Source organism: Paenibacillus sp. MMS20-IR301, assembly GCF_032302195.1.
In the GTDB taxonomy this organism is placed as follows: Bacteria; Bacillota; Bacilli; order Paenibacillales; family Paenibacillaceae; genus Paenibacillus_AQ.
Genome location: NZ_CP135275.1, coordinates 6,089,670 through 6,112,749 on the forward strand (window position 1 = coordinate 6,089,670; position 23,080 = coordinate 6,112,749).

Annotated in this window: 19 protein-coding genes and 1 riboswitch; all 19 genes read left to right on the top strand. The window is 54.5% G+C overall.

The genetic code is table 11. The annotated features are described in order from the left end of the window. Window positions 1-45 precede the first annotated feature (45 nt). The 19 genes from LOS79_RS26160 to LOS79_RS26250 all read left to right on the top strand — a co-directional run bounded on the left by LOS79_RS26160 (window position 46) and on the right by LOS79_RS26250 (window position 23,067). Window positions 46-1,002 carry a sugar-binding transcriptional regulator gene (locus tag LOS79_RS26160; protein WP_315413515.1) on the top strand — a complete coding sequence of 319 codons (957 nt, stop codon included), beginning with the start codon at window positions 46-48 and terminating at the stop codon, window positions 1,000-1,002. Window positions 1,003-1,112: 110 nt separating this feature from the next. Further along, a riboswitch (purine riboswitch) is annotated at window positions 1,113-1,216 on the top strand. Window positions 1,217-1,382: 166 nt separating this feature from the next. Next, window positions 1,383-1,988: a xanthine phosphoribosyltransferase gene (locus LOS79_RS26165; protein ID WP_315413516.1), complete on the top strand. Its 606-nt coding sequence runs from the start codon at window positions 1,383-1,385 to the stop codon at window positions 1,986-1,988. Next, the gene (locus LOS79_RS26170) at window positions 1,982-3,277 is read left to right on the top strand and encodes a nucleobase:cation symporter-2 family protein (RefSeq protein WP_315413517.1); all 1,296 of its coding nucleotides are present in this window, start codon (window positions 1,982-1,984) and stop codon (window positions 3,275-3,277) included. The genes LOS79_RS26165 and LOS79_RS26170 overlap by 7 nt, the downstream gene beginning before the upstream one ends. Before the next feature lie 134 nt (window positions 3,278-3,411). After that, window positions 3,412-6,495, top strand: a complete 3,084-nt coding sequence (locus LOS79_RS26175; RefSeq protein WP_315413518.1) for a hybrid sensor histidine kinase/response regulator — start codon at window positions 3,412-3,414, stop codon at window positions 6,493-6,495. Between the two features lie 42 nt (window positions 6,496-6,537). Continuing rightward, window positions 6,538-7,680 carry a response regulator gene (locus LOS79_RS26180; protein WP_315413520.1) on the top strand — a complete coding sequence of 381 codons (1,143 nt, stop codon included), beginning with the start codon at window positions 6,538-6,540 and terminating at the stop codon, window positions 7,678-7,680. Window positions 7,681-7,765: 85 nt separating this feature from the next. Further along, window positions 7,766-9,115 carry an MFS transporter gene (locus tag LOS79_RS26185; RefSeq protein WP_315413522.1) on the top strand — a complete coding sequence of 450 codons (1,350 nt, stop codon included), beginning with the start codon at window positions 7,766-7,768 and terminating at the stop codon, window positions 9,113-9,115. 30 nt (window positions 9,116-9,145) lie between these two features. Further along, the gene (locus LOS79_RS26190; RefSeq protein ID WP_315413523.1) at window positions 9,146-9,364 is read left to right on the top strand and encodes a hypothetical protein; all 219 of its coding nucleotides are present in this window, start codon (window positions 9,146-9,148) and stop codon (window positions 9,362-9,364) included. Between the two features lie 30 nt (window positions 9,365-9,394). Further along, window positions 9,395-10,171, top strand: coding sequence for a hypothetical protein (locus LOS79_RS26195; protein WP_315413524.1), 777 nt, complete (start codon window positions 9,395-9,397; stop codon window positions 10,169-10,171). Then, window positions 10,168-11,391, top strand: coding sequence for a glutathionylspermidine synthase family protein (locus tag LOS79_RS26200; protein WP_315413525.1), 1,224 nt, complete (start codon window positions 10,168-10,170; stop codon window positions 11,389-11,391). Before LOS79_RS26195 ends, LOS79_RS26200 begins: the two co-directional genes overlap by 4 nt. Further along, window positions 11,378-12,028, top strand: coding sequence for a signal peptide protein (locus tag LOS79_RS26205; RefSeq protein ID WP_315413526.1), 651 nt, complete (start codon window positions 11,378-11,380; stop codon window positions 12,026-12,028). Before LOS79_RS26200 ends, LOS79_RS26205 begins: the two co-directional genes overlap by 14 nt. Continuing rightward, window positions 12,025-12,417, top strand: coding sequence for a DUF350 domain-containing protein (locus LOS79_RS26210; RefSeq protein ID WP_315413527.1), 393 nt, complete (start codon window positions 12,025-12,027; stop codon window positions 12,415-12,417). The genes LOS79_RS26205 and LOS79_RS26210 overlap by 4 nt, the downstream gene beginning before the upstream one ends. Before the next feature lie 49 nt (window positions 12,418-12,466). Further along, window positions 12,467-13,483, top strand: coding sequence for a potassium channel family protein (locus tag LOS79_RS26215; RefSeq protein ID WP_315413528.1), 1,017 nt, complete (start codon window positions 12,467-12,469; stop codon window positions 13,481-13,483). A 194-nt stretch (window positions 13,484-13,677) separates the two neighbouring features. Then, the gene (locus tag LOS79_RS26220; RefSeq protein WP_315413529.1) at window positions 13,678-14,832 is read left to right on the top strand and encodes a glycosyl hydrolase family 8; all 1,155 of its coding nucleotides are present in this window, start codon (window positions 13,678-13,680) and stop codon (window positions 14,830-14,832) included. Between the two features lie 14 nt (window positions 14,833-14,846). Next, on the top strand, window positions 14,847-16,406 hold the full coding sequence (locus LOS79_RS26225) for a glycan biosynthesis hexose transferase WsfD (RefSeq protein ID WP_315413530.1): 1,560 nt from the start codon (window positions 14,847-14,849) through the stop codon (window positions 16,404-16,406). Beyond that, window positions 16,403-17,959 carry a hypothetical protein gene (locus tag LOS79_RS26230; RefSeq protein WP_315413531.1) on the top strand — a complete coding sequence of 519 codons (1,557 nt, stop codon included), beginning with the start codon at window positions 16,403-16,405 and terminating at the stop codon, window positions 17,957-17,959. The genes LOS79_RS26225 and LOS79_RS26230 overlap by 4 nt, the downstream gene beginning before the upstream one ends. A gap of 37 nt (window positions 17,960-17,996) precedes the next feature. Next, window positions 17,997-19,247, top strand: a complete 1,251-nt coding sequence (locus LOS79_RS26235; RefSeq protein ID WP_315413532.1) for a glycosyltransferase family 2 protein — start codon at window positions 17,997-17,999, stop codon at window positions 19,245-19,247. Between the two features lie 40 nt (window positions 19,248-19,287). Then, window positions 19,288-21,381, top strand: coding sequence for a cellulose biosynthesis cyclic di-GMP-binding regulatory protein BcsB (locus LOS79_RS26240; RefSeq protein ID WP_315413533.1), 2,094 nt, complete (start codon window positions 19,288-19,290; stop codon window positions 21,379-21,381). After that, on the top strand, window positions 21,371-22,225 hold the full coding sequence (locus LOS79_RS26245) for a diguanylate cyclase domain-containing protein (protein ID WP_315413534.1): 855 nt from the start codon (window positions 21,371-21,373) through the stop codon (window positions 22,223-22,225). Before LOS79_RS26240 ends, LOS79_RS26245 begins: the two co-directional genes overlap by 11 nt. Window positions 22,226-22,275: 50 nt before the next feature. Next, window positions 22,276-23,067, top strand: a complete 792-nt coding sequence (locus LOS79_RS26250; protein WP_315413535.1) for an SDR family oxidoreductase — start codon at window positions 22,276-22,278, stop codon at window positions 23,065-23,067. Window positions 23,068-23,080 lie beyond the last annotated feature (13 nt).

Consider the following 23,080-nt stretch of genomic DNA (forward strand, 5'->3'; position numbering starts at 1 on the left):
CAGGGTTTTAGGTTGTCAATTCGCCGGAAGGGCAGGGGATCAGCGATGAATTCACGAGACGAGCGCAAGCTTTTGATAAAAATAGCAGAGATGTACTACGAGCAGGATATGACGCAGAGTGAGATTTCCAAGGAGCTGGGCATCTACCGCACGACGATCAGCAGGCTGTTGAAGCGGGTGCGCCAGGAGGGGATTGTGAGCATCACCATCCATTACGGGCCCGGGGAGCAGGACATGCTGGAGCGCCGGCTCTGTGAGCGTTTCGGGCTGAAGGAGGCCCATGTTGTCGAGGCTGCTGCTTCATTGCCGGGACCTCTTAAGCTTAAGGCGTTAGGCCAGGCCTGCGCGGCGTGGCTTGGACAAGCCGCTCGGCCGAAGGATGTAATCGGCTTCTCCTGGGGAAGCAGCCTGGCTGCGGTGGCGGACGCCCTTGTACCGGCTCCCCTCCCTTTTGTCACCTGCATTCCTATGGTCGGGGGACCCTCCGGGACGCTGGAGAGCCGCTGCCATGTGAACAACATCTGTTATCAGGCGGCGATGAAATGGAATGCACGCTCCCTGATGATTGATGCGCCGGCCATTACAGAGCAGCGGGAAACGCTGGAGCAGTTGCTGAAGTCACCCTATCTCAGAACAATTACTGCGCTGTGGGACCAGCTCGATATTGCCCTGTTCGGCATCGGCTCCATGGAGATCAAAGGCCGCGAGGCCTGGCAGGGCTTCTACGGCGATTCCGTGATTGCCGAGCTTGAGCACGGGCGGGTAGCCGGAGATATCTGCTCACGCTTTTATGACAGCAGCGGTGTGCCTGTTCCTACGGATATTGAGAGCCGGACGTTGACCGTTCAGCTGGAGCAGGTGTCCCGGGCGCGTTATTCCGTGGGCGTGGCTGAATCACTGGAGAAGGTTCCGGGTATTCTGGGTGCCTTGAACGGCGGCTATATGAATGTGCTGTTCACCACAGAAGAGACGGCCCGGGCAATCCTGCAGCAGGAGGCTTGATGAAAGTCAGCTGTAATTACTGAAATGTTATGAAATCCATAGCAAGACTACTTAAAATTTTGCTTGTAACGATACGACAGAGCGTGTAAGATATACAAAGGTTTTTAAAAAGCAGGCTTATCATAATACCTCATATAATCTTGGGAATATGGCCCATAAGTTTCTACCGGATAACCAATGTAATTATCCGACTATGAGTGAAATAGCGCATCTAGGGTTCCGTTTCTTGTGCTGCGGCACGGGAAGGACTGGTCCAAGCGATGCGGACACGTTTATGTGTTACACCGCCAAGGGACAAAAACCCAGAAGGACAGATTCACTTGAGAGAAACGCTCAAGGGGATCTGTCTTTTTTTATTTTAAGGAGGAAGAAATACCGTAATGAAAGTACTCGAGGAACGCATCAGACAAGAGGGACTGATTCTATCGGACACTGTGCTGAAGGTAGATTCATTTCTGAACCACCAGGTAGACACAGCATTAGCGCTGCAGATCGGACAGGAGTTCGCGGCAATCTTCGGAGGACAGCCTGTCACCAAGATTCTGACGGTGGAAGCAAGCGGTATTCAGTTTGCCATGGCGGCAGGAATTGCGCTGGGTGTACCGTTTATTTATGCCAAGAAAAAGAAAGCCGTTACGCTCTCTGAGGCCGTCTATTCCGCCCCGGTTCATTCATTCACCCGCCAGGAGGATTATAGAATCAGCATTTCGCAGAAATATCTCGGTCCGGATGATAAGGTGCTGATTGTCGATGATTTTCTGGCTACCGGTGCAGCGCTTGTAGGACTTTGCGACATTGTGGAGCAGTCCGGTGCCGAGCTGCTGGGTGTAGGCTGTGTGATTGAGAAGAGCTTCCAGGAGGGACGGAGCCTGCTGGAGCAGCGCGGAATTCCGGTGCATGCCTTAGCGCGGATTGCTTCGATGTCCCCGGGCGAAGTCCACTTCATTGAACCTAAAGAATTGATTGAGGAGAGTGCAGGATGTTAAGCAAACAGAAGATATTCGCTCTAGGGCTGCAGCATGTGCTGGCTATGTATGCCGGAGCCGTGATTGTGCCGCTGGTTGTCGGGGGAGCACTGAACCTTAGCGGTGCACAGATGGCATATCTGATCGCCGCTGACCTGTTCACCTGCGGGCTGGCTACACTGCTCCAGGTAATGGGCAGCAAATATTTCGGAAGCGGACTGCCGGTTGTTCTCGGCTGTACCTTTACCGCGGTCAGTCCGATCATCGCGATTGCTTCCGGCTCCAATCTCGCGACAGCGTACGGGGCGATTATCATCTCCGGGCTGTTCGTAGTGCTGGCAGCTCCGGTATACGGGAAGCTGCTGAAGTTCTTCCCTACAGTGGTTACCGGCTCGGTTGTAACCATTATCGGGCTTTCACTGATTCCGGTAGCGATGAATAATGTAGCCGGCGGACAGGGCAGTGCTGATTTCGGCCAGCCCCGCAACCTGCTGCTCGCTCTGATCACTCTGCTTGTCATCCTGGCTGTGAACCGCCTGACCACCGGATTCCTGCGGTCTGTATCTGTGCTGGTCGGCCTGGTTGCCGGAACAGCAATCGGCTATGCAATGGGAATTGTGCATTTCTCCACGGTAACTACAGCCTCCTGGGTCAGCATCGCCCAGCCGTTCTACTTCGGCTGGCCGCAGTTCAGCCTTACTGCCATCTTCACGATGATTATCGTTAACATTGTGTCTATGGTCGAATCGACCGGCGTGTACTTTGCAGTAGGTAAGGCAACAGATCAGAAGGTAGAGCAGAAGCAGATTGTAAACGGCCTGCGTTCTGAAGGACTGGCCATTATGCTCGGCGGGTTGTTCAATGCGTTCCCTTATACAGCATTCTCGCAAAATGTCGGCCTCCTGTCGCTGACCCGGGTGAAGACACGGAATGTAATTTTTGCCGCCGGCGGAATCATGGTCGTCCTCGGCCTGCTGCCGAAGCTGGCAGCGCTGACGACTGTTGTGCCAAACGCCGTGCTTGGCGGGGCGATGATCGTTATGTTCGGTTCGGTTGCTGCTTCCGGGATGTCGATTCTGTCTGATGTAGACCTGCGCAAAGACGGCAATCTGCTCATTGCCGCCTGCAGTATTGCTGTCGGTCTGGGTTCGGCTGTCCTGCCGTCCATGTTCGACCAGCTGCCGGAATTCGCCAGAATGCTGCTGCAGAACGGGATTGTATCCGGGTCGCTGACAGCAATTATTCTCAACATCTGCTTGTCCAAGACGAAGGAGAGCACGGCAGCAGCTGCCGTTACAGAAGCCAAGTAAAATATTCCTAGTTTATAACTCTAATAAGAAGTGCAGCCGATTCCGAAATAAATGGGAATCGGCTTTTTGCATTACTCCAATTCCGCCCTGCCAGGGCATGTATACAATGACACCAGAGAGGATCTGCAAATCAAATGAAAAAATATTGGCTTAGCATTGCCGGAAGTCTGGTGCTGGTATTACTCATCCCGCTGTTGTTCATCCTCCAGTCTATGAATTTTAAGCATGAAATGCCGTTGGCCCGGCAGGGAATCATTGATCTGCGCGCCTGGGATTTCCGCAATGGGGGGGTGGTGAAGCTGAACGGGGAGTGGGAGCTGTACCGCGGCCAGCTGCTGTCGCCGGAAGATTTCCATGCCGGCGCAGCTGGCAGGCAAATCCCTTCAGCGCCTGCAATGATCCAGGTGCCCGGTATATGGAACGATGACCTGTCCGCATCCGGCAAGGACCAGGCCAAAGGGTATGCCACCTACCGCCTTCAGGCCAGAATTGTCCAAGGAGCGGAGGCCGTCTACGGGCTGCGTACCAGCAATATCCGTTCTGCAAGCCGCATCTTCGTAAACGGACAGGAGATCGGAAACAGCGGGATGCCGGCCGCTACGGCCTCAGAGGGGAAGGCGAACAATTTTCCCGTAATGGGGTTCGCTTCTGTACCGGAGGATAGGCTGGAGATTATTGTGCAGGTAGCGAACTATAGTTATGTTTCTGGAGGCATCGTGCAGCCGGTTGTGCTCGGCAATCAGGCCTCGATCCTGAATCACCGCGAATTTGCTTTGTTTATTGACGGGGTCACATCGTTTGGCTTCATTCTCCTTGCGTTATTTCTGATGATGTTCTCCAAGGTCAGGGAGAGCAGGGGAGTCACCCTGTATTTGAGCCTGTTCTGTATATCAGCCTGTGTGTATATACTGACTCACGGCGAGAAGCTGATCTCGGAGATGCTGCCCGGGCTTCCATATGAGATTGTACTTAAGCTGCAGCTGGCTACGTCTACACTGGTCTATTATTATCTGCTGCGTTATGTCGCGAACTCCGTAAATTATCCGGTGCCGGCATCCCTGATCAGAGCCTCCAAGGTTATTACGAATGTCCTGCTGCTCGTATCCGTATTCATTCCTGCCTATTGGTTCAGCCATCTGGAGGTCCTGCTCCTGACCTGGGGGGCGATAAGCATCAGCTATGTGCTCTATGTTATGGTCCAGGGAACCAGACGCAATCCGAAGGACCGCTTCCTGATGATGCTTGGGATTGAGAGCCTTAGTGTTGTGATCATTTGTTATCTGGTGAGCTTCACTCCGCTGGCGTTCGGCTCTTCCATGATTTCTTATGAGATAGTCCTGTTCGGGATTGTACAGGCTGTGATCATGGCCCGGCAGTATGCAGCCTCATTCCTGGAGGTAGAGCAGCTGTCGCGCAGATTGCAGACACTTGACGGCTTGAAGGATGATTTCATCTCGGATACCTCCCATGAGCTGCGCAAGCCGCTGCTGGGAATTGTGAACCTCGCCCAGACACTGGCGCAGGGTGCCGGTGGTGCAGTGAGCACGGCCCAGAAAGAGCAATTGCTCATGATTGTCTCTACCGGCAAGCGCCTGTCTGCCTTAATCCATGATATGTCGGATTTCGCCAAGCTGAATCATGACTCGCTCTTTCTGCGCAGCCAGGCAGTCGATCTCCGGACGTCGGCTTCCTCCATTATGGAGGTAACCCGTCAAGTATACGGCCATAATGAACTTGAATTCAGGCTGGAGCTGCCGGAGTTCCTGCCCTTACTTGAGACAGATGAGCAGCGCCTTGCACAGATTCTGCATAATCTGCTGGCCAATGCTGTCAACTATACGCCTCAGGGTGTTATAACGCTGTCCGCAGAGGTTGGAGAGGAGCAGGTGGCTATCATCATTACTGATACGGGACAGGGCATTGCGCCTGAGCGCTTGCGCACCATCTTCGATGCGTATGATCCAAGCGGCCCGGCGGCCCAGAAGGTTTACCGGGAGAACGGGCTTGGGCTTAGCATTACCCAGCGCCTGGTAGAGCTGGCCGGGGGACAGATTGAGGTGCAATCGAGGCTGGGGGAAGGCTCGGTCTTCCGCTTCACGCAGCCGATTATGCGGCAGAGTAAAGCGCTGCTGGAACAGGAATTTATGGAAACCACAGGCTGGGAGACCATTTGGGAGACAGCCGCTGCCGTTCAGCCGCCGGCAGAAGAGCTGGTATTGCCGCCGCCTGGTGACTGCTGCTTCATTCTGGTTGTCGATCATGATCCCGTGAATCTGCAGGTGCTGGTAAGTGTGCTGAAGATGGAGAAGCATACCGTGATTACCGCTAGCAGCGGAGCCGAGGCCATAAGCAAAATCCAGCAGTACCCTGAGCTTGATCTTGTAATTGCCGATTGGGTCACACCGGAGATGCCCGGACTTCTGCTCTGCAAAACAATCCGTGAGCGCCATGTTCTATCCGAGCTGCCGATTCTGGTGCTGATGGCCAGCAGCCGCCCTGAAGATATACAGGCCGCCTTTGAGGCAGGGGCTAATGATTATTTAAGCAAGCCGGTGGAACTGCTTGAATTCAAGGCGCGTGTGCAGACACTGCTGGATATGCGCAAATCAATCCGCAGTTCTGTTCAGGCGGAAATTGCTTTTTTACAGGCGCAGATTAAGCCGCATTTCTTGTATAATGCACTTAATGCTATTATTTCGGTCTGTCCGGTTGATCCGGACAAGGCGACAGAATTGCTGCTCGATCTCAGCCAGTATCTGCGGAGCAGCTTCGATTTCCAGAACCGCGGCCAGACGGTTTCAATTGAGAAGGAGCTGGGGCTGGTTACCTCCTATCTTGCCCTTGAGCAGGCACGGTTTGATGAACGGCTGAATATTGAATTCGATGTGCCGGACGGCATTATGGGCCTCGTTCCCCCGCTGAGCATTCAGCCGATTGTGGAGAATGCCGTCAACCACGGGCTGATGCAGAAGGAGGATGGCGGGACTGTCCTGCTGTCAGTGAAGAAGCTGCAGGGCAGTCTGATCGTCACCGTCAAGGATGACGGTGTAGGGATGACTCCGCAGCGGATTGCAGAGGTATTGTCGGAAGAGCGGACGGAGGGCGGTATAGGACTTCGTAATATTCAGCGCCGGCTGCTCAAAATGTACGGAATCGGGTTAAGTATTGATAGTGTGCCGGGTCAGGGGACTTCAATATCCTATACCATTCCCGGATGAGCGGCATCGTAAGAAAGACAAACAAGAGGTGAATCCTTCCAAGTGAAAGCGATACTAATCGACGACGAAAAGCCTGCGCTGCAGCATCTGGAACGCCTGCTCCTGAAGGACGGGCGTCTGCAAATTACCGGGAAGTATACCTCTGCAAGGCGGGGGCTGGAGCATCTGGAGCAGGAGCATGTCGATATCGTGTTCCTCGATATCGGTATGCCGGAGATGAACGGCCTTGAGGCGGGAGAGCATATTACCGGGCTGAGCCGCAGCACCCGGATTGTCTATATTACCGCATACAGTGAGTATGCAATTGAAGCCTTCGAGCTGAATGCGGCCGACTATCTGCTGAAGCCGGTTACCTCACAGCGGCTCAGCAAGACACTTGAACGGCTGGAGGCCGGCAAGGTGCATACCGAAGAGTATAAGGAACAGGCGGAGCAGCCACAGCCCGCAGCTGCTCCGCCACCCAAGCAGCTGCTCTGCTTCAAACGGCTGGAGTTTCTGGACGTGCTTGAGCCGGGGCGCAAGCTGCAGTGGAGGACTAGCAAGGCGCAGGAGGTATTCGCCCTGCTGCTGCATAACCGCGGGCAATGGATGCTTAAGGATAGAATCGTTGACCTGGTATGGCCGGACTTCAAGCCCGAGAAGGCATTGACCAATCTGCATACGACGGTCTATCATATCCGCAAGCTGCTCAAAGCCTGGGACTTTGAGATTCTTGTAGAATTCTCACAGGAACGCTACAGGCTGACCAAGGAGAATCTCCTGCTTGATGTGGAAGAGTTCGAGCAGGGCTACCGCAGCACACCCGTGGAGTCTGAAGAAGAATGGCAGCGCAGGGAAGCGGTGCTGGGCCTGTACCGGGGGGATTATCTCGAAGAGCATCATTACGACTGGGCGGAGACAAGGCGCAAGGAGCTGCAGGCCCGCTTCATCCGGATGGCCCTCTGTTCAGCCGATTACGAATTAGCTGCCGGGCGTCCCCGTCAGGCGCTGGACAGGCTGATTGCCCTCCAGAACGCGGATCCGTATTCCGGGCAGATCTGCCGCTGTATCCTGAGAAGCTACACCGAGCTGGGAGATTCCATCGGATTCAGGAATCATTACAGCCAGTATACGCTGCTGCTGCAGAGGGATCTGGGGGTTACACCTGATCCCGGGCTGGACGACTGGGCCCGGAAACAGCTGTAAACGAGCACATCTTTATTGCGATTATTATTTGTTAGGCATAGAATTTACTTAAGCCTGAACAGATAATATAGATAGGGATGGAGAAATGAACGACAAAGTTGTAATGCCGCTGTGGACCTTTTGTCTGTTTATCGTTGTTATGAACACCACCATGTTTAATGTGTCGCTGCCGACGATAATCCAGGATTTGCAGATCACCGCTGATCTGGGCTCGTGGATCATCTCGAGCTATTCCATCGGTTACGCTCTGTCGACAGTCATCTATAGCCGTCTGTCTGATCTGGTGCCGATCCGCAGGCTGCTGAGCATCGGCCTGACCACGCTGGGACTGGCCTCGCTTACCGGATTATTCGCACACAGCTTCAGCCTGCTGCTCTTTACCCGTATTATGCAGTCTGCAGGAGCCGGAGTGATGGCGGGTCTCGGACTTGTCCTGGCGAGCCGTTACGTTCCGGTGGCCAGACGGGGAGCGGCGATTGCCATGATCTCCGCCGGCAGTGCGATGGCATTCGGGCTGGGGCCGATTGCCGGCGGCCTGATCAGCGAGTATTTCGGCTGGAACGGCTTGTTCGGCATTACCTGCCTCGTGCTCGTTGTCCTGCCTGTGCTGCTCCGCCTGCTGCCGAAGGAACAGCCTCAGCGCGCGGCGTTTGATGTTACGGGTGCAGCACTAACCGTGCTTAACGCCGGCAGCCTGCTCCTGGCGGTAACCAGCCAGTCGTACCTGTGGCTCGCGGCAAGCGTAGTCTCGCTGCTGATTCACGCCCGTCATCTCAGCCGGGCGGAGAATTCCTTCATCAACCCGCAGCTGCTGCGCATGCCGGGTTATCTGAAGCTGACGGCTGCCGGATTCTGCATACTTGTGCTGAATCTCGGCAATCTGTTCCTGATGCCGCTTGTCCTGGCCGGCCTGTTCCATAAATCGGCGCTGGGCATCGGCCTCTTCATCGCACCGGGAGCGATTCTGTCCGCCTTCCTGACCCGCTATGTGGGCCACTGGATTGACAGGTACGGCAATCTCCGCTTCCTGCTTATCGGTCATGGATTGCTTGCTGCCGTCCTGGCCGTTTTTGCGCTCGGGCTGCCGGTATCCCCGTATGTCCTGCTGCTGGGATATTTGTGCTTCTCGCCGTCCTTCTCGGCAACGATGGCCTCCCTGAATAACGAGGCCTCACGGATTCTTCCCCGCAACTGGATCGGCTCCGGCATGGGGCTGCTGCAGCTGATCCAGTTCTTCGGCGGCTCCGTGTCCGTCGCTGTCTGCGGACTGCTGCTGCACGCGCAGCGCAAGGCGGCTCCGGCTGCTGCTTACCAGCATGTATATATGATGCTGTTTGCGGTGAGCTTATGCTCTTTAGGCTTTGTTGTCTGGTATAGATATTCAAAGCTGCGGGAGTTGAAACGAAATACAGGCGGCAGCGTATCAGAAGCTTGAGTGTGTTCAGCAAGGAAAGGATGAGGAAGAATGGACAACGGAATGAATGTTATTTTGTTTGAGAAAATGCCTGAAGGCGACCTGCATATCATTGAGGAGCGCACCTGGAGCATGAATATGATTACGGCTCTGGAGCATGTGAATTACCTCGTTGTCGGCGGCCGCGAGTTCGAGGCGGTCGAAGGGCGGCTGAATGTGGATGAAGGGAAGCTGGAGCTTCTGCTCGTTCCGATGCGGACCGAAGGTTAGGCATACAATTGAAGAAAGGGGGGGCCGAATTTGGCAAAATATGAGAATACAAAAGAACCGGCAGTAACCAGGCTGTTCACGCCCGACGGCAAGCCGATCCGGGTGCTGTCAACCTCGCTCGGGATTGCGCTGCTGGCTAATGCGCTGTTTATTCCCGGCGGCGCCGGCGCCAGCGGGAACGGCGGTGCAGTAGAGGAGCCGAAGCTGGTCTCCTGGTCTACCGAGGAGGTCAAGGACTACTTCGACAAGAATGTAGACTGGAATATCCCTTACCCGGAGGAAGGCCAGGAAGAGGTGCTGGAGGAGGGACGGGGGGTAGTAACCTCTAATGGAACAACGGTAATCAATAACTACGGCGGTTATAACTCCGGTTTCGGCTGGGATGATATGCTGCTGTACCACATGCTGTTCAACAGCGGATCGTATTATTCCTCCAGAGGCTGGTATAACGACCGGCCGACTTATTACGGGGGGACACGGACCACCTACAAGCCGCCGACCTATAGCAGCGGCAGCTTCCAGAACAAGCCGGTGGCCGGGTCAGTCGCGAAGCCAAAGACCTCTACGACCTCTACCGGTTCCATTACACGCAGAAATACATCTTCGAAATCGGGCGGGATCGGCGGAACCTCCAGCGGGCTTGGCTCAAGCACAAGCGGCTCCGGTACCTCTTCATCCAAGTCCGGCTCTTCTGCCTCCAAACCTTCAACTTCTAAGTCTTCTACATCGAAATCATCGTCCTCCAAATCATCCACATCAAAGTCCAGCTCCGGCAAAAGCTCAAGCAAGAGCGGTTTCGGCGGATGATCCAGGCAGAGCATGTATTTGAATTTATAGATCTGTCCAATCTGGAACGGGCGCCCCGGGTACAGCAGCTGCATGAGCTTGGCTTTACCTGGGCCGATCTGGAGGATGAGGAATATTGGATGGATGCAGTGGCGGTAATGCGCAAAGAGACTTATCAGGAATTACAGGCAGCATCTGCCGGATTATGGAGTATTCTCGATAAAGCGGTCCGCTATGTCCATCTCAAGCATGACCTGTATGATCTGCTGGGAATTCCCCCGGTGCTGTGGCAGATGCTTGATGATTGCCCGCTGCCGGAGCCGGGGCTGATCAGCCGGTATGCCCGGTTTGACTTTGCTGTGGCCGGTGACGGAACGATCAAGCTGCTGGAATTGAATGCGGATACGCCGACCGGCTATGTGGAGGCCTCCATTGCTACGCCCTGGATCTGTGCCGGGGCGGGGATAATCAGTCCGAATGGCGGAATGAAAGAGCATCTGGCAGCCGCCTGGGCGGTGGAACGCCCGGACACCGTTGCATGCGTCGCCTACGGCAGCCATCAGGAGGATTCCGGAACGATTGAGGCGCTGGCTGCACACAGCGGGCTGGATATCCGCTGTGTGGATTGCCTGGACCTGTGGATTGACGAGGGCGTGGTGAAGGACGGAGAGGACCGCGAGATTCAGCGGATGTTCGCCCTGTATCCGAAGGAATGGATGGCGGTGGATGAAGGCGGCGATGCACTCGCTTATTCCATCGAGACCGGAAAGCTCCAGCTGTTCAACGGACCGCACAGCATTATCCTGCAGTCCAAGGGACTGGTTGCTGCGGTCTGGGGAATGTATGAGCTGGGCCTGCTGTTCAGCGCAGAAGAGCGCGGGCTGATCTCCCGCTATATCCTGCCGACCTACAATAAGGCAGTCTTCTCCGAGAGCTTTGTATCCAAGTCGGTATTCGGCCGGGAAGGCGGCTCGGTACGGATCTTCAATGACAGCGGGGAACTTGAAATTGAAGATGAAGACGGCTTTGACAGCAGCCAGCTGTTTCCGACGGTGTATCAAAAAAGAGCCGAAATGGCCCGGATTATGACCCCGGAAGGTGAGCTTCATCTGCTGACCGGCATGTTCGTAATCAACGGGAAGCCGTGCGGGCTGCTCGGCCGGGCCGGCGGACCGATTACCGGCAATGCCAGTCATTTTATTGCGTTAGGAGTGAGGGGGCTTGAAGATGAACAAGGGTAAAGAGGGGCGCGGTGCCGGATGGGTAATCCGGAGCGGAGTGCTGGCCGCAGCGCTGCTGGCCGTCATGCTGCTAGGCGCATGCTCGAATAATCCGGACAGTGTATTCCATACGGATACCGAAACGACAGACAGTGTGGCACGTGTGCCCTGGGATTACCGGATTGTAGAAGGTAAGGTAGGCGATCTGATCGGCAGTGATATGACGGTATTACCGGACAATGAGCTGCTCCCGAATGACGGCAATTATGCTACAGGCGATACGGTCTGGACGCTGCAGTTCATGGACGCCGAGCTTGTGACGGGTGCTGACCAGAAGAATGAGATCAGGCTGTCGTCGTGGAGTACGCTGAAATCCTACAGTGACCAGAAGACAGCAACAGAGGATCTGGCCAACCTCAAGGTGTCGATTACAACCGATGTAGATCTTGTCGGGGTCTACAAAACGCAGTATCAGAATAAAACCAGAAATTTCGCCGTCATTGAGCTGCCTTCCGGCAACCGGATCAAGCAGCCGATTGATGATAAGCGGTATACCGCAATGGAGAAGCAGAAATCCGTCTCTGTTGTGCTGGAGGAAGTGCATGATTTCGAAGATTATGATGCGGCTTATGCTAAATTTCGGGGGTGGGCTAATTGACAATTGTTATTAATCTGGCGGTCAGTATTCTGACCATTGTACTGCTTCAAGTGCTGGGTATGGTTATATTCACCCTGATGACACCCTTCAAGGATATGGAGGAGCTGAAGAAGGGGAATGTGGCTGTAGGGCTGGCCTTTGGCGGCAAATTCCTGGCCACGGCAATCATTCTCGGCGTAGCGGCTTATACGAATACCTCGATCTGGTTCATGATGCTCTGGTTTGCGGTAGGTTATGTCTGCCTGGTGGCCTCTTACTGGATCTTCGAGCTGTTCACGCCGGGCTTCCGGATTTCGGAGCAGCTGCAGAAGGGAAATGCTGCAGTGGGTACAGTGCTGTGCATGGTCTTCATCGGAACCGCATTTGCGGTCAGCAGCCTGATTATCTAGCAGGCTTGGCAGAGCCGGGTCAACTATTACCTGAAAGCAGGGATGAGTGTTGCATTTTTTACTCCGCATATCCGGTAAGCTGCTTCACCTTAAGAAGAAGTCCATCGGTCTGGTTATTCTGGTCTTCATTATTCTGAGTGCAACCACAGCGTTCCTGCTGGAGCCGGATACGTTTCATAACTGGTTCAATGCCCTCTACTGGGTGATGACGACCATGTCGACCGTCGGCTATGGCGACTTCTTCGCCGCAACGGTTACAGGCAAAGTGTTTACGATATTCCTATATATCTTTGGCATCGGGCTGCTCAGTTTAGTGATAGGCAAGATCATCGACGCCATGGGCGAGATGCAGCGCAGGAGAGGAGCCGGAACCTTGAGCTTTCACGGACATCAGCATGTCGTGCTGATTAACTGGAGCCGCAAAACACAGGCGGCTGTAGAGGAAATTCTGTGTTATGATCCGAAATGCCGGATCGTTATCATTGATGAGAGCGGGCGTCATCCGCTGGAAGCGGCGGAGCAGGTGCACTTCATCAGCGGCGATGCCTCCAGCGATGACATTCTGCGCAAGGCAAATATTGAAGGCGCCCGGGCAGCTATCGTGTTCGGTGATACCCGGATCGATGAGGCTTCACTGACTGACGGCAAAACGCTGCTGATTGCTTCCAGCATTGAACGGATCGCCCCCCAGGTACATACAACGGTGGAAATCATGCAGGAGAAGAACATTCAGAACTTCAAGCATGTTCAAGTGAATGAGTTCGTGCTCTCCCATGATGCCATCTCCAGATTAGCGGTCCGCTCAGCCCTGCAGGAGGGCAATTCCGAGGTGATTACCCAGCTGCTCAGCCGCCAGCACGGGGATGATATTTATGAAATCCCCCGCAGCAGCAGGTGGAACACTTATGGCGAGGCCTTTCAGGATCTGCTTCAACAGGGAGCCACCCTGCTGTCCGACCGCGGGGATCTCGGTATTAACCGCAAGCTGAATCAGCTGATTCCGGCGGATGCCCGGCTCTATATTGTGGCGGATGAAGCGACTTACCGGAAGATCAGACAAGGATAAGCTTAATCCATTAACGGAACAGGATCGTTCCATGAAACAGAGCTGCACAGGTCATCAGGATCTGGGTGCAGCTCTTTTTTGTTTTTTCCAAAGAAAGACACATAATGTTCATAGCAACAGTAAATAATGTGACATTAATTACCGTTATAGTATTATGGACAATTTATTACTCGGTCCTTTAAGGATGTGATCGATTGGGAAATACACTAAGCAAAGCTGTGATTCTTGGAATATCGGTGCTGATACTTAGCTCTTGCGGCGCCCATGAGGCCCGCCCGGAGCCGAGCCCTGCCCCCTATTCTCCGGCGGTAACGGCCGGTCCGAAGGAGCAGCTGCCTGACACAGCGGCGGAAGAACAGGAATTACGAAACTTCATTAACGCAAAACTTATGGGGCCTCAAGGGGTATATACCAACCTGCTGGAATCGGCTCAATCGGCTGAGCAGGCTACAGGCCATGAAATCCTGAGCGAATCGGCCTCCCTGCTGATGGAGACGGCTGTACTGGACGGTGATCAGGCGCTGTTTGACCGGCAGTGGGCGCTGGCCCGGGAAGTCTTCGATATGGACAGCGGCTTCAGCTACCGGTTCAGCCCCAAGCAGCAGAAGCAGTACCCGGTTAATGCAGCGGTGGATGACCTGAGGCTGATCAGTGCTCTATATGAAGCCGGACAAGCCTTTAATCAGCAGCAGTACACTGAGGCGGCGGCTAAATATGGACAACGGTTCTATGCTAATAATGTAAAAGATGGATACATGTATGATTTTTATGACAATATTTTCAAAACTACCAACGGGTTCATCACTTTGTGTTATATTGATCTGAGTGCGTTGCGAAATTTGTCGATAGATAGCGAATCGGGTGGAATATTGTTGCATAATATGGGCGGAATACTCGAGGACGGGTATCTGTCTGATGCATTTCCATTCTACGAAACCCGGTTTGATTACGAGTCGGGGCAATACAGCTCTGAACATATCAATACCGTTGAATCCTTGCTCACAATCCTGCATCTGGCTGAGGACCGCCACCAGAAGCAGGCAAGCATCCGTTATCTCAAAAAGCAGGTTCAGGCCGGAACATTATACGGGCAGTATACCCGTGACGGGCAGCCTGCGAGTGATATCCGCTCAACGGCGATTTATGCGCTCACGGCCATGATTGGTGCTGTACTGGGAGATGAAGCTCTCTACCGGGACAGCATCGGGCGGATGAATGAATTCAGAGTTACGGATGCGGTAAGTCCGCTGTATGGCGGATTTGGGGACGCGGCTTCCGGGCAGGCATATTCTTTTGACAATCTGATGGCACTTGCCGCTTATTCCTACAAGACCCGACTCCAAGAGTAGCGAAGGTGATACGTATGATAGAGATAAAGATAGACCAGCCGGTAAGAACTCCGGCCAGCTTCAGAACGGTGCTGTCCCACCTGCGGATGAGTCCGGCACTGGCTGCGTCCTTAGGCGTACTGCTCGTTACCGTCATTGCCCTGTTCACGGCACCTTATGTGGGGATGGCGGATAACGGCGATTTTTTCCGGATTATTTACAGCAACGGGCTGTACTTCAACCTCCCTGATTACGACAGCCAGTACTTCGGCTATTTCGTGAAGCAGTTTGGAATCTTTCAGTATTATAACGAGAACAGCTCGATGCTGGTCTCTTCACAGTCACTGTTTATTAAGCTGGCCCTGGCAATCAACAAGCTTGTCTTCAGCAAGGAAATATTTGATATCCGGTTTCAGGCCGCTGTCTATACGCTTCTGTATACCGCGGCTGTCTACCTGCTGATTGAAGCTGTAACGTTCAAAATGCCCCGCAAACGGGGAATGCTTGTTGCGCTGCTCGCGGTCTTCATCTTCGGAGACACCGGCTATACCGCCTATTTCAATTCATTCTTCGGCGAAAGCCTGGTGATGGTCATGATGATGTTTGTGTTCGCCTCATGGCTGCTGCTGTACCGTCAAAGATATAACGACTACGCCATGCTGGCTGTCCTTCTGGCCGGTACACTCATTCTTACCACCTCCAAACAGCAAAATGCTCCTGTCGGCATGGTCATCTCTCTGCTCTCTGTCTCTCTTCTCTGGATCCGCCGGGACAAGCTGTTCCGCTGGATTACCCTTCTGTCCGCCGCCCTGATGATGCTCGCCGGTATTGCCACTTATCTTAATATCTCCAAGGAATTTGTAAATATTAATCAGTACCATGCCATGACGCGCGGGGTGCTGATGGAATCGGAGAATCCTGAAACGGCGCTGAAGTCGTTCGGAATCAACGAGCAATACGCGATTCTTAAAGAAAATACCTACTATGACCAGTACGGGACGGCCGATGTGAAATCGGACCTGCTGGAGAAGGATTTCTACAGCCGCTACGGCTTTGTTTCCATTCTTAAATATTATGTGTCCCATCCGGACCAGCTCGGCTCGATTCTCGACACGGCGGCAGAAAGCGCCTATACGATCAAACCGGCGGCAATGGGCAACTACGAGAAGTCAGCCGGCAAGGAGTTCCGGGCACAGAGCCATTTCTTCACCTTCTACAGTACGCTGAAGGAAAAAGCGGCTCCCCGCACCTTCTCTTTCATTCTGCTCTGGATGGCTGTCATTACAGGCGTCTACATGCCATCGTTCGTGAGCGCGGTCCGGGCCCGGGATTACCGGGGGATGCAGCGGATGTTCGTCATTGCGGCGACCCTGCTTGTCGGCCTGTCTGGCATAGTAGTGTCCATTATCGGGGCCGGGGACGCGGATATTGCCAAACATGAATTCCTGTTCACCCTGGCGTTCGACCTGATTACCTTCCTGGCGGCATCAAGCTTCATCGGCCGCGGAATCTCATCCAAGAAATCAGCACCGGCTGGCCCACCTGTCCTGCCGGCTCCAGAGTATCCGGCATTGCAGAAAGGGGTAAGTATTTGAAACGCGTAGGAATTCTGATTCTGCTGCTGCTTCTGGCAACAAGCCTCCTGCCGTCTGCTCCGGCAGCTTCTGCTGCCTCGAATCCGTCCTATGCCGCCTCCCAGCGTGTGCTGCTGCTGTATGACAGCCTGGGCAAAGGCACAGACAAGGAAGGCAACGTGGCAGGGCTGCAGCGGCTGCTCGCTGCCTACAGTACACAGGTTACGCTAAAGAATATATCTGCCTATAAGCAAGGGGACATGTCTGCATACTCCGGAATCATTACGGTTGTAAACCATGCCGGGCCCCCGATTGAGGACCGTGCCTATCTGGAGGATGTCGCCGGTTTTCAGGGCTCGGTGCTGCATGTCGGCTACCAGCTGCCCTCCCGTATCATGCAGGCAATGCAAGTGAAGACAGCGGTATGGCACGGGCCGGGCGCTGGCCTCTCGGTCGGCGGCTTCTCCGCCATCCCGCTGCGGATGGACGAAATGCCTTATATTACAGCCGAACAGGCTGAACGGTCATATGGAGAGTGGGCCATGGGAGCCGGAGGCGTGCAGGCCCCCTATGCGGTAAGCAGCGGCAGGTTCGCTTATGTCCCGTATCTGAAGCAGGGTGATTTAAGCGGCATAGCCATGGCCTATGTATTGAAGGATTGGCTGCATTCGCCGATCCGTCCCCGCACCTACCTGGTGCTCAAGGAAATCTACCCCTTTTCTGACCTGGACCTGCTGGAGAAGACAGCAGATGAGCTGTACGAGCGCGGAATTCCGTTCATCGCCAGCATCCGGCCGGTGTTCGGCAATACCGATTTCCCGGCAATGAAGAGATATCTGGACGCGCTGCGCACGGTGCAGTCCCATAACGGCAGTATTGTTATTAATGCTCCGGCCGTCCGGCCGCCGATCAAGAGCGATGACCGCTCACTGCGGGGAAAGATGAGCAGCTTCATCGATGTGCTGGCTGAGGGCGGAGTAGCCCCGCTTGGCATAGCCGCAGAGAATTACTGGACCTACGACAAAGAGTATTCCACAGCCGGGATGGGCTTCTTTGACTCAGCGGTGCTCTATGGTGATGAGGAAGCCAGATACATGGAGCAGACCGATACCTCCATGGCATTTCCCTCCGTGCTGTACAGTCTGAAGCCGGAGCTTCTGCAGGGCATCAGCCGCAGCGGGAAGGCGATGCCGGAGCTTCCGCTGAACGCGGCGCTCACCTATGATCTGCCGGAGGATGAAGAGGCGCTGAAGGAAATGCTGCAGGAGCTGGACGCGGAGTGGTACACGTTCGCTGACTACAAGCAGGCTCCCCATGAGGTAACTACAGAGACAAGCCACATTCTCTCTGCGGACGGGGTGATCACTGTTGGCGCTGCTGCGCTGAATGTAGATTATATTCCGCAGGCAGTTGCCGGCGATTACGAATACCAGGAGGAGCAGGCCACGAGCTTCAACCGTCTGTTCAGCGTACAGAATCAGTTCTTTATTATTGTGATTCTGATTGCGCTGCTGCTGTTCGGCGGACTGCTGACGGTCGGGTACAGACTGTACCGCAGGAAATATTTGAAATAAGCAGTGAAGACAAATTTAACGACATTAGGAGAATAATATGACGATCTCAGACATCCTGATGGTCATTGCGGTCATCTGTATCTGGTCCCTGCTGCTTGTGAATGTGGCGCTGATCATAGCGGGCTATCTGTATTACATCGCAACCGAGAATGCGCAGGTGCCCGAAATTAAAGGGGAGTACCCGATGGTGACCATCATGGTCCCTGCACATAACGAGGGCGTAGTCATCAGCAAGACGGTGGAATCGCTGCTCGCGCTTGATTATCCGCATGACCGGTATGAGATCATCGTCATTAACGATAACTCCTCAGACAACAGTGCGGAGCTGCTGGGTGATATCCAGCGGAAGAACCCGCACCGCAAGCTGATTATTATTAATACCGATGCGGTTACTGGCGGCAAGGGGAAATCGAACGCGCTGAATATCGGCTTTACCCGCAGTACAGGTGAGCTGATCGCCATTTATGATGCGGATAATACCCCGGAGCGGACTGCGCTGAAGTATCTTGTGGCGGAGATTATGAATGATGCTACGCTCGGGGCGGTGATCGGCAAGTTCCGGACCCGTAACCGTGATGCAAGCCTGCTGACCCGGTTTATTAATATCGAGACCCTCTCGTTTCAGTGGATGGCCCAGGCCGGGCGCTGGAAGCTGTTCAAGCTTTGTACCATTCCGGGAACGAATTTCATCATGCGGCGGTCGATTGTGGAGAGCATCGGCGGCTGGGATGTTAAGGCGATTGCTGAGGATACGGAGATTAGCTTCCGAATCTATATGATGGGTTACCGGATCAAGTTTCAGCCCAAATCAGTCACCTGGGAGCAGGAGCCGCAGACGGTGAAGGTCTGGTTCAGGCAGCGGACACGCTGGGCGAAGGGCAATATCTATGTCATTGTCAAAAATATTCCGCTGCTCTTCGACCGCAAGGCAGCCAGGATCCGCTTCGATATTCTGTACTATGTCTCCATCTATTTCCTGCTGCTGATTTCACTGGTCACCTCGGATGTGCTGCTGATCCTTCATGCCATGGGATATGTTCACACTACCATTGCCGGACTGAGCAGCTTCCTGTGGCTGTTGGCCATCGTGCTGTTCGTGGTCGGAATCTTCGTTACGCTGACTACGGAGAAGGGTGAGATGAGCTTATCGAATCTGTGGATTATTCTGCTGATGTACGTATCATATTGCCAGATGTGGATGGTCGTTGCCGCCTACGGGCTGTATAACTACCTTAAGGATGTCTTGTTTAAGAGGGAAGCCAAATGGTACAAGACCGAGCGCTACTAAAATGCCGGAGAAGAAATATGCGATACAGGAGATACGGATTATGATGAGAAAACAACTGATACTATTGCTGCTCTGCCTCTTCCATTTCCTGGTTCAGATTCCTGCCGCACCGGCAGAAGCGGCCTCTGGCGGCACCAGGCTGACCTATGAGACGAATTTTACCGGGAGCGAGACTGCGCTGACCGGCACTGCCTCGCAGCAGCAGTATTTCGCCGTCATGGATTACTGGAATGTTGATCAGGTGATCATCAATCTGCATTTTCAGATCACCCAGATTAATGCGGATCAGCTGTCCAGTGTGACGCTGTCGCTGAACGGCATTCCGTTCTATTCCTTCCGGCCTTCCAGTGACAATAACGGGGAGCAGAGCCTGCGCATACCCGCGCCGCGGGGTTTCCTTAAGGCGGGCAGCAATAATTTAAGCATTCAGGGCAATCTGAAGACCTCCGTGGGTGGCGATGAGCTGTGCAGTATGGACGATGCGCAGGACAGCTGGCTGCATTTGTTCAATACCTCTAATATTGCGGTCGTATATTCGCTCAAAGAGATTACTGGCGGGATTGCCGATTTCAGCGCAAGGTTCTCGGGGCCGGATACCCTCTCCGGCGGACACAGCCTGCTTGCTGTGCCGGAGAAGGCCAGCGGTGCTGAGCTGGAGAGTGCCGCTTACGCGCTGGCGGGGCTCGCCAAAGCCAATACGCTGGCGGGCAAGACGATTCCGCTGCTCCCTTACCGTGAGGATACAGCTGCGGACAAGCGGGCGGTGGTGCTGGTTGCCATGTATGACCGGCTGCCGGAGCCGCTGAAGAGCCTCATCACCAAGACTGATGATCTTGGAACACATGCTGTAATCCAGCTGGTAAATAAGGATGCTTCGCCGGTGCTGGTTGTCACTTCAAGTGATGAGAGCCTGCTGATTAAAGCCGGCCGGCTGCTGGCGAGCCGGGAGCTGCTCAGCCAGCTCAGCGGAGATCTGAAGGTGGTGGATGATACAACCGATGTGGCCGATCCGGCCCCGCCGATTAACTCGAATATTACGTTTACGGAAACCGGGGATAAGCTGAACGGTCCGAACCACCGGGAGCAGACGTATTTTGTCTCGCTGCCCGCGAACCGCTCCATCGCGGATAACGGCAAGATCAGTATCGATTTCCGTTACGCCGGAAATCTGGATTTCGACCGGTCGCTGGTAACGGTAAGCATTAACAATACGCCGATAGGCAGTAAAAAGCTGACCAAAGAGCTGGCTAACGGTGATGTGCTGAATCTTTCAGTTCCGCAAAGCCTTGGCATCTCCGGTAACTTCTCGGTTACGGTCGCCTTTGATCTGGAGATGGCGAATGCGGTCTGCACACCGAATAAGGAGCAGATGCCCTGGGCCTATATCAGCAAGGAATCGCTGATGCAGCTTAATACGAAGGACCGCACCGACCTGCTGCTGAGCAACTACCCGTATCCGTTTCTTCGTGACGAGATCTTCAATCATGTAGCGGTCGTACTGCCGCAGGAGATGGACGATTATTCCTATCAGAGCCTGGGCCATATCTTTAACCTGCTGGGCCAATATGCCGGGGGCAATACAGGCGATATCCACTTCTACACCGATGAGGTCAACTCGGACAATCTGACGAACAACAATATCATTGCTATCGGCACCTACAAGAACAACAGGATTATCCGGGATAATAATGACAAGCTGTTCTTCCGGTACAACAAAGACGGCTCTACCCTGGTATCCAATGAGAAAATAGCGATTGAAGAGCAGTACGGCGCCGGAATCGGTACGCTGCAGCTGCTGGATTCGCCCTATGCCGGCGGGCGGGCCCTGCTGGCGGTGACGGCTGTCCGCCCGGAGAGCTATTACCTGGCCTCCAGGCTGATTGCCAGTGAGCAGGACCGCTGGAAGGTATACGGTGACGGTGTAATGACCGATACGGACGGCACAGTGAACGCTTACCGCTTCAAGACGGTCTCCGGGGCGTTACCGGATTCTGTAGTCTCGCAGGTGCTGGAGCGGACCGATGTGCTTGGCTTCGTAGCTGCAGCTGTGCTGACCGTTACACTGGTGCTTCTGTCACTGCTTCTGCTGCTGCGCAAACATAAGAAGAAACGTGGTGATAAGCGTGAGACGTAACCGCAGCAGCCTGACCTCGGACCTTGGCTTTCTGACGTTTCTGATCCTGATCTTCGCCTGCATCGTATATATTGCCGGCTCTCCGGATCACTATATCCGGAACATCATTATTCTGAATGTAGCCTTCATCCTGGCGCTGGTTACGTATTTCACTACAGTGACCGCAGGTCTTACGCTCAACCTGGCGTTTATCTTCGGCTACGGCTTCTTCGTGGTGTACCAGACCGTATCAGAAGGTGCCTCCATAGGTGTGGATACGTATTTCTGGCTGATTATGACCCCGCTGCTGACGGTGGTGCTATGGCTCTTCACCTCAAGCACCCGTGAGCTGCAGGCCGAGAATGAGCGGCTGCTGAAGCGCAGCGCGAGTCTCGCTACGGTGGATGAGAACACCGACCTGCGCAACAGCATTTCCTTCCAGAAGGATGCCGACCTGTTCACTGGAATCTCGAAGCGTTATCAGATTCCGCTGACGCTGCTTGTCGTCAAGGTGAAGTACTGGAATGAGATCCGCCGCCTGATTCCGGAGGAACAGCTCGCCGAAGCGATTTATGACGTCTCCCGGCTCAGCCAGTCCAGCATCCGCACGAATGATGCGCTGTATCTGCTGGATAAGGAGGAGCCGACCTGGGGGCTGCTGCTCTTCACGGACCGCGAAGGCTCCAAAATCGTCGTGGAACGGATCAAGCAGCGGCTGCAGGAGCTGAACGATACGGAATTCTCCGGCAAATACAAAGTTAACCTGGGCCTGAAGATCGGTGCGGTAGAATATGCTGCCGAGACGATCGAGAATCCGCTCGATTTCATTGTCCAAGCCAAAAAACAATTGGAATACGATGTATAATGCAGATTAGGACATTCATTTCATACCTAACCTGACAGGAGGACATCTATATGGATTTGGGACTTGGAGGCAAATCGGTTTTTGTTGCGGCCGCCAGCAAAGGGCTGGGGCTGGCGACGGCTATGGAATATGCGCGGGAAGGAGCGAAGGTGACGATTGCGAGCCGGAGCCTGCCGCAGCTGGAAGCTGCGCGGCAGGCCATCCTGGAAGCCACGGGCCGCGAGGTGGCCGTGGCTGAAATGGACGTGACCGTCCCGGAGGATATTGCCCGGGCGGTCAAGCTTGCCGCCGGCTATGGAGGCGGCCTGGATGTGCTGGTCACGAACGCCGGCGGGCCTCCGGGCGGCAGTTTCGGTGACATGGCCGACGCCGACTGGAGCGGCGGCTTCGAGCTGACGCTGATGAGCACGGTCCGGCTCATCCGCGAGGCGCTGCCGTACCTGCGGGCGGCGGCAGGCGGGGGGCGGATCGTCAGCATCAGCTCGGTCTCGATTAAGCAGCCGATACAGGGGCTGATTCTCTCGAATGTGTTCCGCGCAGGCGTAAGTGCGCTGAACAAGAGCCTGGCTGCGGAGCTTGCCCCGGAGGGCATCCTGATTAACAGCCTGGCCCCCGGGCGCATCGGCACCGACCGGATTCTGCAGCTGGACGGCAAACGGGCGGAAGCTTCAGGTGTGGCGGTTGAGCAGATCCAGGCCGAGGCGCTGAAGGGGATCCCGCTCGGGAGAACCGGCACGCCGGAGGAGTTCGGCAAAGCGGCGGTTTTCCTTGGTTCTTTTGCCAATACGTATATTACCGGCCAGTCCCTGCTTATTGACGGCGGAATGGTGAAGTCGCTCTAGTATAGTTTCCCGT

Bases quoted from the DNA above. Each gene is read 5' to 3' on its own strand.
- LOS79_RS26160 (WP_315413515.1), top strand. From the start codon at position 46: ATGAATTCACGAGACGAGCGCAAGCTTTTGATAAAAATAGCAGAGATG.
- LOS79_RS26165 (WP_315413516.1), top strand. From the start codon at position 1,383: ATGAAAGTACTCGAGGAACGCATCAGACAAGAGGGACTGATTCTATCG.
- LOS79_RS26170 (WP_315413517.1), top strand. From the start codon at position 1,982: ATGTTAAGCAAACAGAAGATATTCGCTCTAGGGCTGCAGCATGTGCTG.
- LOS79_RS26175 (WP_315413518.1), top strand. From the start codon at position 3,412: ATGAAAAAATATTGGCTTAGCATTGCCGGAAGTCTGGTGCTGGTATTA.
- LOS79_RS26185 (WP_315413522.1), top strand. From the start codon at position 7,766: ATGAACGACAAAGTTGTAATGCCGCTGTGGACCTTTTGTCTGTTTATC.
- LOS79_RS26190 (WP_315413523.1), top strand. From the start codon at position 9,146: ATGGACAACGGAATGAATGTTATTTTGTTTGAGAAAATGCCTGAAGGC.
- LOS79_RS26200 (WP_315413525.1), top strand. From the start codon at position 10,168: ATGATCCAGGCAGAGCATGTATTTGAATTTATAGATCTGTCCAATCTG.
- LOS79_RS26205 (WP_315413526.1), top strand. From the start codon at position 11,378: ATGAACAAGGGTAAAGAGGGGCGCGGTGCCGGATGGGTAATCCGGAGC.
- LOS79_RS26225 (WP_315413530.1), top strand. From the start codon at position 14,847: ATGATAGAGATAAAGATAGACCAGCCGGTAAGAACTCCGGCCAGCTTC.
- LOS79_RS26235 (WP_315413532.1), top strand. From the start codon at position 17,997: ATGACGATCTCAGACATCCTGATGGTCATTGCGGTCATCTGTATCTGG.
- LOS79_RS26240 (WP_315413533.1), top strand. From the start codon at position 19,288: ATGATGAGAAAACAACTGATACTATTGCTGCTCTGCCTCTTCCATTTC.
- LOS79_RS26250 (WP_315413535.1), top strand. From the start codon at position 22,276: ATGGATTTGGGACTTGGAGGCAAATCGGTTTTTGTTGCGGCCGCCAGC.